We start from the raw sequence: 13,587 nt of genomic DNA on the forward strand, positions 1-13,587 counted from the left end.
GCCTCCTTCGGCTCGGCTGCTGGCGCGGCATCCGTCGCGTTCTCGCATGGTAGCCCTCAGACGGGCGATCGTGTGGGTGGGGGCGTCTACCATGGACGCGTGGTCACCGCCCTGTATCGCCGCTACCGGCCTGAGAACTTCGCCGAGATGATCGGCCAATCGCAGGTCACCGAGCCGCTGATGACGGCACTGCGCACCGACCGGGTGAACCACGCCTACCTGTTCAGTGGCCCGCGCGGTTGCGGCAAGACGACCTCCGCGCGCATCCTCGCGCGCTGCCTCAACTGCGCCGAAGGGCCGACCGACACCCCGTGCGGCACGTGCCCGAGCTGTGTCGAGCTCTCGCGAGGGGGCGGCGGGTCGCTCGACGTCGTCGAGATCGACGCCGCGAGCCACAACGGCGTCGACGACGCGCGTGACCTGCGTGAGCGCGCGGTCTTCGCGCCGGCCCGCGACCGGTACAAGATCTTCATCCTCGACGAGGCGCACATGGTGACGCCGCAGGGCTTCAACGCGCTGCTGAAGCTCGTCGAGGAGCCGCCCGAACACGTGAAGTTCATCTTCGCGACCACCGAGCCCGACAAGGTGCTCGGCACGATCCGTTCGCGCACGCACCACTACCCGTTCAGGCTCGTCCCGCCCGCGCCCATGCTCGAGTACGTGCAGCAGCTGTGCGAAGAAGAGCACATCGAGGTCCAGCCCGGCGTGCTCGCGCTCGTCGTGCGCGCAGGCGGCGGCTCGCCGCGAGACACGCTCTCGCTGCTCGATCAGCTCATCGCGGGGTCCGAGGGCTCGACCATCGACTACGAGCGCGCGGTCGCGCTGCTCGGCTACACGCACGGCGCCCTGCTCGACGAGGTCGTCGACGCGATCGGGGCCGGCGATGCGGCGGGTGCGTTCGCGTCCGCCGACCGCGTCGTGCAGACCGGGCAAGACCCGCGGCGATTCGTCGAAGACCTGCTCGAGCGGCTGCGCGACCTCATCGTGGTCGCCGCCTCATCGCCCGAGGCCGCGGCCGCCGTGCTGCGCGGCGTGCCCGAAGACGAACTGGCCCGCATGGCGGCGCAGGCGCAGGCGTTCGGCCAGGCCGAGCTCTCGCGCGTGGCCGACCTCGTCAACCAGACCCTGACCGAGATGACCGGTGCGACGTCGCCGCGGCTGCACCTCGAGCTCATGCTCGCGCGCGTGCTCGTGCCGAGCGCCGACGCGACCGAACGGGGCGCGCTCGCGCGCGTCGAGCGGCTCGAGCGCCGGGTCGGGGTCGACGGAGCGCTGCCCGGTGCGGGCGGCGCGGGCACTCGTGCGGAACAGGGTGCGGGTGCGGGTGCGAGTGGTGCGGGCGGCGCGGGCGCTCGTACGGAACCTGGCGCGGGTGGTGCGGGCGGCGCGGGCGCGGGCGGTGCTCGCGCGGGCGGTGGCGGTGCGGGTGCAGGCGGTGCTCGCGCGGGCGGAGTGACATACGGTGGCGGCGATGCGGGTGCGGGTGGAGCGGTGCGCGGCAGAGCCGGCGTCGCTTCGGCTGGCAGCGTGGGCGGCGCCAGCGCGGGCGCAGGCGACGCGGGCGCAGGCGACGCGGGCGCTGATGCAGGTGGCGCGGGCGCCGGTGCAGGTGGCGCGGGCATGGCGGCCGGGGTCGACTCCGAGGCGCGCAGTGCGGCAGGTGCGACCGCAGGCTCTGCGGCGCGTGACGCTGCCGCATCGTGGGCGGCCGAGACGGCCTCGCGTGAGGCGAGCGCGGGTGCGGGGGCAGGCGGCGACCGGGCGAGCGATGGCCGGCCGGGTGCCGCGACCGGCGCGTCGGCGGCTGGCGCCGCTGGCTCCGAGGCGGCAGCGGCTCCGAAGCCGGTCGGGCCGGTCACCCTGCAGCAGGTGCGCGACGCCTGGCCCGAGGTGCTCGCGGCGCTGCAGCGTACTAAGCGCAGTGCGTGGATGGTGGCGTTCACCGCACAGGTCCGCGACTATCGCGAGGACGACATCCTGGTGCTCGGCTTCCCGAGCGAGCAAGATGTGGCGGGCTTCCGCGGCGGTGCCCCCGGGCAATCCGTGAGCGAGCTGCTGCGCAACTCGATCGCCGAGGTGCTCGGCGTCCGCGTGAAGTTCATCGCGCGGGCCGAGGGTCCGGGCAACCGCGGCGGCGGCGACGGCGGCGGCAACTCCGGCGGCCCGGTCGACCGCGCGCCCGGTGGGCCCAGCGACGGCGCGCCCGGCGAGTCGGCGCGGCCGGCCGAACCCGGGCAGCCCGGCGAGCCGGCGTTATCCGGCCGATCCACCCCATCCGACGCCGCGCCGACGACGGCTGCCACTCAGGCCTCCGCCGCGGGAGCCGTGCAGGTGTCGGCCGATGGGGCTGGTGGTGCGGGGGCCGTGCAGGTGTCGGCCGATGGGACTGGTGGTGCCGGAGCCGCGCAGGTGTCGGCCGGTGGGGCGAGCGGGGCGGGAGCAGTTCAGGGCTCGGCCGGCCGGGACGGTGGTGCGGGAGCCGCAGCGTCGTCAGGCGGCGGCGCCGGCGGGTCCGGCCGCCCCGGCTCCGCGCAGCGGAGCACCGGTCAGGATTCTCAGGGCTCGGCTTCCGTCGGCGCGCCGGCAGCTTCGCCGGCGGGTCCGGTCGACTCATGGGCGACCGTGGCGATTCCGACGGACCCGGCGGCGAGCGGTGACCCCGAGGCATCCGTCAGCGCGACGCGCACCGCCACCGCGACCGCACCCAGGCCTCAGACGGCGACCACACCGCAGGACGACGCCGCTCCCGCGGGCGAGGGCACACGCCCGACTGGGCACGACGACTATGTGCCCAACGATGCGGATGCGCCGCCCGAAGACTTCGAGCCGCCGTTCGACCCGGGCCCTGAGCCCGACGCCGGGTTCCGCCCGGGGCGCAACGGCGAGCCGGCAGCGAGTCCCGGTGGAGCGGCGCCGTCCGCCGCGAACTCAGCTCTCGCCGGTGCGCCGGCGGTCGGCTCGTCGGCACCCGCCGGGTCAGCGACCACGGCATCCACGCGCGCCCCGGAGGCGACCACCCGCGCACCGCGGCCGCTGCCGCAGCGCAAGGGTGACGGCATTCAGCGGTATGGCGAGGCGGTCGTGCGCGAGGTGCTCGGCGCGACGTTCCTCGAAGAGATCGAAGCCCCCGGCTTCGGAGAGCGTGGCTAGAACGTGTACGAAGGCATCGTCCAAGAGCTGATCGACGAGCTCGGGCGGCTTCCGGGCATCGGCCCGAAGTCCGCGCAGCGCATCGCGTTCCACATCGTGCAGACCGAGCACTTCGATGTGAGCCGGCTCGCCGAGATCCTCGCAGAGGTGCGCGACAAGGTGCGGTTCTGCGAGATCTGCGGCAACGTCTCCGAAGAGCACACCTGCGCGATCTGCCGTGACCCCCGCCGCGACAGCACACTCATCTGCGTCGTCGAAGAGGCCAAGGACGTCGTCGCGATCGAACGCACGCGCGAGTTCCGGGGGCTCTACCACGTGCTCGGCGGCGCGATCAGCCCCATCGACGGGGTCGGGCCCGACGAGCTCCGGATCCGCCAGCTCATGCAACGACTCGCCGACGGCACCGTGAGCGAGGTCATCATCGCCACCGACCCGAACCTCGAAGGCGAGGCCACCGCCACCTACCTCAGCCGCCTCCTCACCACGCTCGAGATCAAGGTCACCCGGCTCGCCTCAGGGCTCCCCGTCGGCGGCGACCTCGAGTACGCCGACGAGGTCACCCTCGGCCGCGCCTTCGAAGGCCGCCGCACCGTCGGCTGACCGCCGTCCGCGCCGCGGCTGATCGCTGTTCGCTCTCCCGTCGGCTGACGCCGACCTGCGAGTCAGACCCCGGCCGTCATCCCATCGTGACCGCAACGTGAGCGGGTCGCTGACGCAGATGAGTGGACGCCAGGAGGACTCGACTGCGCCCCGCTCCTTTCGAGGGTGGCGCTCTCGCGAGCAATGGGCTCCGCGCCTGGCTGCGGATTCCCAGCTCAGGAAGACGCGGGGTGCGACCGGCGGGTTGGGGGCCGACACGCCGGAGGCGCGTTCGCGCGTCCTGAGCAGGGGCGCCAGAGGTGGTTGACGCGGCGTGCCGCGGCCGGTGGAATGGCCGAATGGCAGCCAGCGCAGGAGCGGAGTGGGTCGCGGCATACGTACGGGCCTGGGAGACGAACGATCCGGCCGACATCGGGGCGCTGTTCACCGATGACGCCGTCTACGAATACCGGCCGGACGATCCCGAGGCGGTGCGCGGGCGGGATGCGATCGTCGCGTCGTGGCTCGAGTCGAAGGACGAGGCCGGCACGTGGGCGTTCGACTGGCGGCTCCTCGTCGACACCCCCGACCTCGTGATCATCACCGGCCGCACCGAGTACCCGGCGGAGAAGGACTACGACAACCTCTGGGTCATCCGGCTCGCGCCCGACGGTCGCGCCTCCCGCTTCACCGAGTGGTACATGACGCGCCCGCGCACCTGACCGCTCCATCCATCGCTCCTCGGCCAGGTGCGGAGTGCACTCGGTGATCAGCGCAGCAACTCGACGAGCACGACCCAGGCCATGAGCAGGGCGGCGATGATCGACAGGATCGAGCCTATGGCGGCCGCGATGAGCCCCGCCTCGCCTTGGCCGGACACGACGAGCACCCCGCCGAGCAAGAAGGCCGCGATCGGGAACACCCCGGCGGCGCTCTGTCCGAACCGGTAGCTCGTCGGCACCCCCGGCTGCCGGAACACCAGCGGCACCACATGCCACTGGAACACCCCCGCCGCAAGCGCCGCCACGATGATCTCGATGCCGTACACGACGAGCGGCTGGCCGGGGATGAGCCCGAGTGCGCACACCGTGATCGCGAGCACGAGCGCCGCGATCGATGCCGCGAGCCGCGCCGGCATGGTCTTCGACTTCATGATCGTGCCGATGTTCACCGACATGGCGACGATCAGCAGACCCGCGAGCGCCGCGGTCGCGCCGACCATCGCGACGTTGAACTCGCTCCAGGTGTCCAGCAGCTCCGACATGGCCGCATGCTATCGGCACTGTGCTCGGTATCGCGCCACGTGTGACCTACCGCGCCACGGACGACGGTCGGTGCTGGCGCGGGAGGTCACAGACGGCGCGGGCGGCGGAAGGGGGTGCGGGCGGCGGGAAGTGGCGCGGGCAGGGTGGGCAGCGGAAGGACCTCCGGAGTGCCGCGGGGCGGGAGGGGTGTCGCACGCTCGCGTGTGGAATCGGCTTCGCTCGCGCCACGTGTGACCTACCGCGCCACGGACGACGGTCGGCGCTGGCGCGGTAGGTCACGCATGGCGCTGGTGGCGGGAGGTGGCGCGGGTGGCGGGAGGTGGCGCGGGTGGCGGGAGGTGGCGCGGGTGGCGGCTGGTGGCGCGGGTGGCGGGAGGTGGCGCGGGTGGCGGCTGGTGGCGCTGGTGGCGCGGGGACGGGGCGGCGGGGGAGGGCGGCACACGTCCCGCGCGAGGCATCCGTGTCACATGGCGAGGGCCGCATACGCGGCGCCGTATGATGATCTTTCCGGCGCCCGCCGGCCCCAGGTCGAGGCGCACACACCCCGCGCACAGACCCCCTGGGAGACCACGTGAGCTTGATCGTGCAGAAGTTCGGCGGATCATCCGTCGCCGACGCGGAGAGCATCAAGCGGGTCGCCAAGCGCATCGTCGAGACCCGCAAAGCGGGCAACGACGTGGTCGTCGCGGTCTCCGCGATGGGTGACACGACCGACGAACTGGTCGATCTCGCGAACGAGGTCACGCCGATCCAGGCGCCGCGCGAGCTCGACATGCTGCTGTCCGCGGGCGAGCGCATCTCGATGGCGTTGCTCGCCATGGCGATCAAGAGCATGGGTCACGACGCGCGCAGCTTCACCGGCAGCCAGGCGGGCATGATCACGGATGCCACGCACGGCGCCGCGCGCATCGTCGACGTCACGCCCGTGCGCTTGCGTGAGGCGCTCGACGAGGGCGCGATCGTGATCGTCGCCGGGTTCCAGGGCTTCAGCCGCGAGTCGCGCGACATCACGACGCTCGGCCGCGGCGGCAGCGACACGACGGCCGTCGCGCTCGCCGCGGCGCTCGAGGCCGACGTGTGCGAGATCTACACCGACGTCGACGGCGTGTTCACGTCTGACCCGCGCATCGTGAAGCGGGCGCACAAGCTCGACCGGGTCACGAGCGAGGAGATGCTCGAGCTCGCGGCGTCGGGCGCCAAAGTCCTCCATATCCGCGCGGTCGAGTACGCACGCCGGCACGGCGTGACGCTGCACGTGCGATCGTCGTTCAACAATGCGGAGGGGACGATCGTCTACGACCCCTCGCGCCTCCCCGAAGGAGCAGCAGTGGAAGAGTCCGTCATCGCCGGTGTCGCCGTCGATCTCTCCGAGGCGAAGATCACGGTCGTCGGCGTGCCCGACAAGCCGGGCGTCGCGGCGAAGATCTTCAAGATCGTCGCGGGCACGAACGCCAACGTCGACATGATCGTGCAGAACGTGTCGGCCGCGTCGACCGGTCGCACCGACATCTCGTTCACGCTGCCGAAGGCCGAGGGTGAGAAGGCGTTGACCGCGCTTGCCGGCGCGCAGGAGGCGGTCGGATTCGCGTCGCTGCAGTACGACGACCAGATCGGCAAGCTGTCGCTCGTCGGCAACGCGATGCGCTCGGCGAGCGGCGTCTCGGCGAAGCTGTTCGAGGCGCTCAGCGATGCGGGCATCAACATCGAGATGATCTCGACGAGCGAGATCCGCATCTCGGTCGTGACGCGTGCCGACAGCGTGCACGAGGCGGCGCGCGTCGTGCACACGGCGTTCGAGCTCGACGGCGATGACGACGCGGTCGTGTACGCGGGGACCGGCCGGTAGCGCCGGTTCTCCATCAATTCCTGCCAGAAACGGATGTCTCGCCGGGATCCATGCCGTTTCCAGGCGTCGTCCTCCAGACTGGATCTCGGCCCCACCGCACCGCCGCCCTGCGCGGCCCGTGCCTCGAACGAAGGAACACCATGGCCCACGGAGTGAACATCGGCGTCGTCGGCGCGACCGGACAGGTCGGCAAGGTCGTGCGCAAGCTGCTCGAGGAGCGCGACTTCCCGGTCGCGTCGATCCGCTACTTCGCGTCGGCGCGTTCGGCGGGCACGACCCTGCCCTGGAAGGGTGAGGAGATCGTCGTCGAAGACGCCGCGACGGCCGACCCCACGGGTCTCGACCTCGCGATCTTCTCGGCGGGCGGTTCGACGTCGAAGGCGCAGGCGCCCCGCTTCGCCGCGGCCGGCGTCACGGTCATCGACAACTCCTCCGCGTGGCGCATGGACCCCGAGGTCCCGCTCGTCGTCAGCGAGGTGAACCCGCACGCGATCGACGACGCCAAGAAGGGCATCATCGCGAACCCGAACTGCACGACGATGGCGGCCATGCCGGTGCTGAAGGTGCTCGACCGCGAGGCGGGCCTCGAGCGGCTCATCGTCTCGACGTACCAGGCGGTGTCGGGCGCCGGCCTCGCCGGCGGCGAGGAGCTGTACGAGCAGGCCAAGGCCGCGCTCGAGCAGGACACCCTGGGCCTCGTGCACGACGGTTCAGCCGTCACGATGCCCGAGCCCGAGAAGTTCCCGCGGCCGATCGCGTTCGACGTGATCCCGCTCGCGGGCTCGATCGTCGACGACGGCGACCTCGAGACCGACGAAGAGAAGAAGCTCCGCAACGAGAGCCGCAAGATCCTCGAGCTGCCGGGCCTGCGGGTCGCCGGCACGTGCGTGCGGGTGCCGGTCTTCACGGGGCATTCGCTGTCGATCAACGTCGAGTTCGCGAACCCGATCACGCCCGAGCGCGCGATCGAGGTGCTGACGGATGCTCCGGGCGTGCAGCTTGCGGACATCCCGACGCCGCTCGAGGCGGCGGGGCAGGACCCGAGCTACGTGGGGCGTATCCGTCAGGACCAGTCGGCGGCCGACGGCAAGGGCCTCGTGCTGTTCATCTCGAACGACAACCTGCGCAAGGGTGCCGCGCTGAACGCGGTGCAGATCGCCGAGCTCGTCGCGGCGAAGCTTCCGGCGCGCGTCTAGTCCCCGCCGATCGAGGAGCGAGCGCCAGCGAGCCGTGGTCTCCGCTGGTCGAGTAGCGAGCCCCAGCGAGCGTATCGAGACCGGGCGGGCCGAGCTGTGCGCGTGAGCACCGGGTCTCGATACGCGGGCTCGTTCCTCGCTCGCTACTCGACCAGCGGGTGGGCGGGTGCCCAGTAGGCTCGGGGCATGGGGGACTCGGGGGAGCCGCGCCGTGCGCGTGTGACGTTCGACCGGTCCGTCATCCTCTCGCAGCTGCTGTTCGGCGTCGTCTTCGTCGTCGTCATCTTCACGCTGCAGGTCTTCGCGCCCGAGCTCGTGACGTCGCCGATCGTGCTCGCGGGCATCACGGGCGCGTTCATCCTCACCGGGGTCACGATCATCGTGCCCTGGCATCGGATGCCGCGTGCCGCGGTCATGCTCGTGCCCACGCTCGACATCGTGATGATCGGACTCGTGCGGATCGGCGAGCCTACGAGCGGGATCGGTCTGCTCTGGGTGTTCCCGACGATCTGGCTCTCGAGCTACTTCGGCTTGCGGGGCGCGACCCTCGCGGTCGCGCTGTCGGGGAGCTTCATCTGGATCTCCGAGATCCTGTCGGGACGCGTCTTCACCCCGGAGAGCCTGCCGAGCATCATCGTGCTGCCGATCGCGCTCGTGTTCGTCGCGACGAGCTCATTGCTCACGAGCCGGCGCGCGAGCGCGCAGCGGGCGCTCATGCGCACGCAGGCCCGCCAGCTCGAACGTGCGCTGCGGCGGGCGAAGCGGCATGAGGCGCTGCTGGCCGAGGTGCTCGACGCGGTCGAGTTCGGTGTCGTGCGGCTCGATCGCGATGGCCGGGGCGCGGTCATGAACCGCGCGTACGCGAGGCTCTACGACCTGAACCTGGCGGACATCGACGCCGCGCGCTCCGGCGTGCAGCTCGCGGAGGACCGGGCGACGCAGTTGACCGGCCCCGACCTCCCGTTCAACCGGGCGATCGCGGGTGAGGAGTTCGAGAACGTGATCACCTGGACGGCCGACGGCGGTGGTGAGCTGCGCGCGGTCGCGGTGACCGCGCGGTGTCTCTACGACGAGATGAACGAGGCCGACGGCAGCGTCATCGTCGCGCGGGACGTGACCGCCGAGCTGCGCGCCGTCCGGGCCCGCGACGACCTCGTGGCCTCGGTGTCGCACGAGCTGCGCACGCCGATGACGTCGGTGCTCGGCTACGTCGACCTGTCCCTCGACGACCCGTCGCTGTCCGACGGCATCCGCCGCAACCTGCAGATCATGGAGCGGAACGGCGAGCGCATGCTCGAGCTGATCTCGTCGATCCTGCAGGGCGCGAAGCAGGCCGACCAGCCGGCGCCACTCGTGCTCGCCGACGCGGATCTGGGGGCGATCGTGGTCGACTCGGTCGAGGCGCTGCGTCCGCGATCCGACGAGCGGGGCATCGCGGTGCAGATCACCACGGCCGAGAGCGTCACGGCGCGCGCCGACGGCTTCCGCATCCGCCAGGTCGTCGACAACCTGCTGTCGAACGCGATCAAGTACAACCGCGACGGCGGCGACGTCACGATCGGGGTGACCGCGGTCGACGGCACCGCGTGGCTCGTGGTCAGCGACACGGGCATCGGCATCCCCGAGTCCGAGGTCTCCAAGGTGTTCGACCGGTTCTACCGTTCGGACGCCGTGCGGCAGGGCACGGTGCACGGCAGCGGACTCGGGCTGGGCATCGCCCGCGAGTACATTTTGCGCCACGGCGGCGACATCGATATCAGCAGTGAGGAAGGCAACGGGACGACGGTGTTCGTCACGCTGCCGCTCGAGGGGCCTGGGGCGTAGATGAACATCGACCTGTACTCCATCCAGCTCGCGACCAGCGCGGTGGTCATCGTGGCCGGGGTGATGTTCATCCTCGACACGTTCCTCCGGCGGCCCGACCTGGCCGGCCGGGTGTGGTCGGCGTCGTTCATGGCGGGCATTCTCGCGTCGTTCTCGTACGCGATCTGGATCGCGCTGCCGGACGGCTGGTGGGCGGTCGCGGCGGGGAACGCCGCGCTGGTGCTGAGCGGAGCCCTGCTCTGGACGGGTGCTCGCGTGTACAACGGCCGCCGCGATCTCGCGTGGATCTCGATCGTGGGTGCCGCGGCCGCGGCGGTCGCGGTGCTCGCCGAAGGCCCGGACGGTGGCGCGTGGGCCGGCGGTCCGCTCATGTTCGCGCTCGTGACCGGGTTCGCGGTGATGGGCGCCATCGAGTCGATGCGCGCACCCATGCGCCTGAACTGGACCGCCCGCGGGCTGACGGCGATGTTCGTCGTCGTCGCCCTGTTCTATGCGGCGCGGTTCGGCGTGTTCGTCGTGTCGGGGCCCGACAGCATGGTGTTCCAGGTCTTCCTCGGCACCGAAGCCTCGGCGTTCGTGATCATCGCGCTCGTGATCGTCACGGTCGTGAGCATGGTGATCCTGCAGTCCGAGCGCGTGCCGCGCCTGCTGGAGGCCGTGCCGGGCGCCGATGCCCTCACGGTCGAGGGCGTGCTGACGCCCGCCATGTTCCGGACCGTGGTCGAGGACTGGCTCGAGCGGGCGAACTTCCACGACGACCAGCTCGTGTTCGCGAGCGTCTGTCTCGACGAACGCGAGTTCATCGACACCGCGTTCGGGCGTTCGGCGGGCAACGAGCTGGTGGCGGAGTTCACGGCCGGCGTGCGCCGGTACAGCACGTCGAACGCGGCGATCGGCGCGGCGGGCCCGGGTGAGCTGTTCATCGTGGCTCCGTTCACCCACATGGAGGAGGCGCGGCGCAACGGCGTGGCGATCCAGTCCGGGCTTCGGGATCGTCCGATCGAGCAGGCGTCCGGGCTGCGCATCTCGGCGAGCATCGGGCTCGCGGGCACCGACGCGTACGGCTACGACTTCGACACGCTCATCGCCGCGGCCGCCGACGCTGCGGCCGCCGCGCGAGAGCGCGGCGGCGACGCGGTCGTGCTGGCGGGCTGATCGTCGGTTGGTCGAGCGGCGCAGGTGGTCTCAATACGCTCGCTGGCGCTCGCGACTCGACCAGCGGGGAGGTCGTTGGTCGAGTAGCGAGCGACGAAGGAGCACGCGTATCGAGACCCGGCGGGAGGTCGTTGGTCGAGTAGCGAGCGACGAAGGAGCACGCGTATCGAGACCCCGGCGGGTCAGTCCTCGTCGGCGGGCTCCGCGTCGGTGGGCTGGGGCGCGATCGCGATCGTAAGGGTGTCGACCGCGGTCTGCTTCGCGTAGTCGGCCGACGTCGGCGTCGCCTGCTGCAGCAGCTCGTACCGCATGCTCACCTCGATGCTCGCCGCGGCGGGGTCGAGCGCCGGCAGCGTGAACGTCTGGCTGTACGTGTACGGGTCGAGGATGAGGTAGCCGGGCGCGACGGTGCTCTGATCCGCGATCGGGTCGGGCCCGGGCAGCACCTCGCCGTCCGCGTCGCGGACGACGGTCTCCGCCGTGACGCGCGAGAGGTACAGCTTCTGCCCGTCGGCGGGCTCCACGGTGCCGCGGATGGAGAAGCTCAGCGGCTTGGAGGCGTTCGCGGTCCAGAGATCCATGGTGAGCGTGGACCAGTAGTCGATCGTGAGCGTGATCGCGCCGATCGGCACCGTACGCGTGGCCGAGCCGGCTGCGAGATCGTTCTGCACCGGCGCGGGTGGGGTCGTCGTCGGCGGTGCGCTCGAGGTCGCCGGTGCCTCGGTCGCGCCCGAGAGCCACGGCGGAGTCTCGGAGGAGCAGCCGGCAAGGCCGGCCACGGCGACCGCGACCGCCATCGCGAGGGTCATGCGGCGGGCGGCAGGGCGCGAGCGCACGGGGTGATCCTTTCGGTTCGTGAATCTTGAGCTGATCTTGAGCTGACGCTATCGCATTCCAAGGCGGCCCCCGCGGTCGCGTCGGAAGACTCGACTCGTCGCCGGGACGATGCACCCAGCGGATGAGTACCAGAGTCAAGGAGACCGTGATGACCGACCTCGCAGCCCGCCCCTCCGTCGCCCCGCGGACGGGTATCCAGGCTCGGTCGCGTCATGAACCCGCACGGTCCGTGTTGCCGCTTCCGGAACCCGAAACGGAAGCGTACGCAGATGACTTTGTCGCGGTCGTGGATACCCTCTCCGAGCACCGCGCCACGATTGGGTGCATCGTCCCGGCTTACAACGAGGAGGCCTCGATCGCCGAGGTTCTCGAGTCGCTGCTCGGGCAGACCCGGCTGCCCGACGTGGTGCACGTCGTCGTGAACAACACGACCGACCGCACCGTCGAGGTCGCGGCCCGCTACGCGGGCCTGCACACGCGGGTCGAGGAGGACGGCACCGAGCAGTTCACCGAGGTGTTCGTGCACGACATCGGCAAGAACCCCGACAAGAAGGTCGGCGCGCTGAACTACGGGTACACGCTCATCGAGACCATGGACTACCTGCTCGGCGTCGACGGCGACACGGTGGCCGACCCGCGCGCGATCGAGTTCCTCGAGGCGGAGATCACCTCCGACAGCCGCATCGGCGGCATCTCGGCGATCTACTCGATCGACGACCGGCCGTTCAAGGGGCTCGTCGCACCGTTCCTGATCGCGGGTCAGCGCGCCCAGTTCGCCGCGTTCAACATGCAGAACATGCTCCGCGGCCGCAACATGGCAGTGCTCGGCGGCCAGTACTCGATCTTCGCCACGAAGGCGCTCCGCGACGCCATGCAGGCGAACCACCAGACGACCCCGTGGGTCAAGGACAGCGAGGTCGAGGACTCGCTGCTGTCGCTGCAGATCAAGAGCGCCGGATATCTCACGAAGATCAGTGCGCGTGCGCGCGCCGACGTCGGCGGCATGACCACGATGCGCGGCCTCGACGCGCAGCAGGTGAAGTGGAACTACGGCGCGATCGAGCTCATGTGGCCGGGTCAGCGCGGCGACACCAAGGGTCAGCCGTTCCACCCGAACCTGCGTCTGCGCTGGCTCGAGAACCTGTCGATGGTCACCAACGCGGTGTCGCGGGTCATGTTCATCGCGCTGCTCGCCGCATCGCTCTCGATCGGCGCGTTCGTGTTCAGCCCGATCTGGCTGATCCCGCCGCTCGTCGCGGTGCTGCTGAACCTGCGCATCGCGCTGTCGATGCAGAACCGCAAGGCGCGTGACATCTGGTTCGCGGTGCTGCTGTTCCCGGCCGAGATCTACATGTGGATCCGGCTCGGGCACTTCGTGCGCGCGTGGAGCAAGTTCGCGAGCCGCAAGCAGGTCGACAACTGGGCCGAGCAGGCCAAGGCCGAGCGCGGCTCGGGCCACGCCTACCTCACGCCGCTGCTGGTCGTGCTCGGCGTCATCGTCGCGATGGTCGCGATCTGGACCCAGCTCAGCCCGGTCGTGCAGTCGTCGATCCTGTGGGTGGGCTGGCCCGTGCTCGGCATCATCACGGTCATCCAGACGCTCACCATGTTCGGCAGCCTCGCGCGCCGCCACCACGGTTACAAGGTCTGACTCGCCGTCGGTCGAGTGGCGAGCGACGAAGGAGTGAGCGTATCGAGACCTCTTGTCCCGGTCTCGATACGCTCGCTGGCGCTC

At 70.9% G+C, this 13,587-nt stretch carries 10 protein-coding genes; 8 read left to right on the forward strand and 2 right to left on the reverse strand.

Translation table 11 applies throughout. The features are described 5' to 3' along the window. Positions 1-99: 99 nt before the first annotated feature. The 3 genes from RH864_RS16560 to RH864_RS16570 all read left to right on the forward strand — a co-directional run bounded on the left by RH864_RS16560 (position 100) and on the right by RH864_RS16570 (position 4,451). Positions 100-3,150: a DNA polymerase III subunit gamma and tau gene (locus RH864_RS16560; RefSeq protein WP_310518679.1), complete on the forward strand. Its 3,051-nt coding sequence runs from the start codon at positions 100-102 to the stop codon at positions 3,148-3,150. 3 nt (positions 3,151-3,153) lie between these two features. Further along, positions 3,154-3,750, forward strand: coding sequence for a recombination mediator RecR (recR, locus tag RH864_RS16565; protein ID WP_310518680.1), 597 nt, complete (start codon positions 3,154-3,156; stop codon positions 3,748-3,750). Positions 3,751-4,088: 338 nt separating this feature from the next. Next, the gene (locus tag RH864_RS16570) at positions 4,089-4,451 is read left to right on the forward strand and encodes a nuclear transport factor 2 family protein (RefSeq protein ID WP_310518681.1); all 363 of its coding nucleotides are present in this window, start codon (positions 4,089-4,091) and stop codon (positions 4,449-4,451) included. 47 nt (positions 4,452-4,498) lie between these two features. Here RH864_RS16570 and RH864_RS16575 read toward each other — a convergent pair whose 3' ends face one another. Further along, the gene (locus RH864_RS16575) at positions 4,499-4,993 is read right to left on the reverse strand and encodes a hypothetical protein (RefSeq protein ID WP_310518682.1); all 495 of its coding nucleotides are present in this window, start codon (positions 4,991-4,993) and stop codon (positions 4,499-4,501) included. A 572-nt stretch (positions 4,994-5,565) separates the two neighbouring features. Between RH864_RS16575 and RH864_RS16580 the strand changes: the two genes are divergently transcribed. The 4 genes from RH864_RS16580 (at position 5,566) to RH864_RS16595 (ending at position 11,015) form a co-directional block, all read left to right on the forward strand. Beyond that, on the forward strand, positions 5,566-6,840 hold the full coding sequence (locus RH864_RS16580) for an aspartate kinase (protein ID WP_310518683.1): 1,275 nt from the start codon (positions 5,566-5,568) through the stop codon (positions 6,838-6,840). Between the two features lie 140 nt (positions 6,841-6,980). Next, positions 6,981-8,036 carry an aspartate-semialdehyde dehydrogenase gene (locus RH864_RS16585; RefSeq protein WP_310518684.1) on the forward strand — a complete coding sequence of 352 codons (1,056 nt, stop codon included), beginning with the start codon at positions 6,981-6,983 and terminating at the stop codon, positions 8,034-8,036. A gap of 186 nt (positions 8,037-8,222) precedes the next feature. After that, the gene (locus tag RH864_RS16590; RefSeq protein ID WP_310518685.1) at positions 8,223-9,860 is read left to right on the forward strand and encodes a sensor histidine kinase; all 1,638 of its coding nucleotides are present in this window, start codon (positions 8,223-8,225) and stop codon (positions 9,858-9,860) included. Further along, a complete protein-coding gene (locus RH864_RS16595) occupies positions 9,861-11,015 on the forward strand; it encodes a GGDEF domain-containing protein (protein WP_310518686.1) in 1,155 nt (384 codons plus the stop codon). A gap of 182 nt (positions 11,016-11,197) precedes the next feature. Here the strand turns inward: RH864_RS16595 and RH864_RS16600 are convergent, their stop codons facing one another. After that, positions 11,198-11,851, reverse strand: coding sequence for a hypothetical protein (locus RH864_RS16600; protein WP_310518687.1), 654 nt, complete (start codon positions 11,849-11,851; stop codon positions 11,198-11,200). Between the two features lie 287 nt (positions 11,852-12,138). On the opposite strand from RH864_RS16600, the gene RH864_RS16605 reads away from it, so the two are divergent. Then, positions 12,139-13,503, forward strand: a complete 1,365-nt coding sequence (locus RH864_RS16605) for a glycosyltransferase family 2 protein (RefSeq protein WP_310518688.1) — start codon at positions 12,139-12,141, stop codon at positions 13,501-13,503. Positions 13,504-13,587: the final 84 nt, after the last annotated feature.

The organism is Agromyces aerolatus (genome assembly GCF_031432255.1).
Taxonomy (GTDB): domain Bacteria; phylum Actinomycetota; class Actinomycetes; order Actinomycetales; family Microbacteriaceae; genus Agromyces.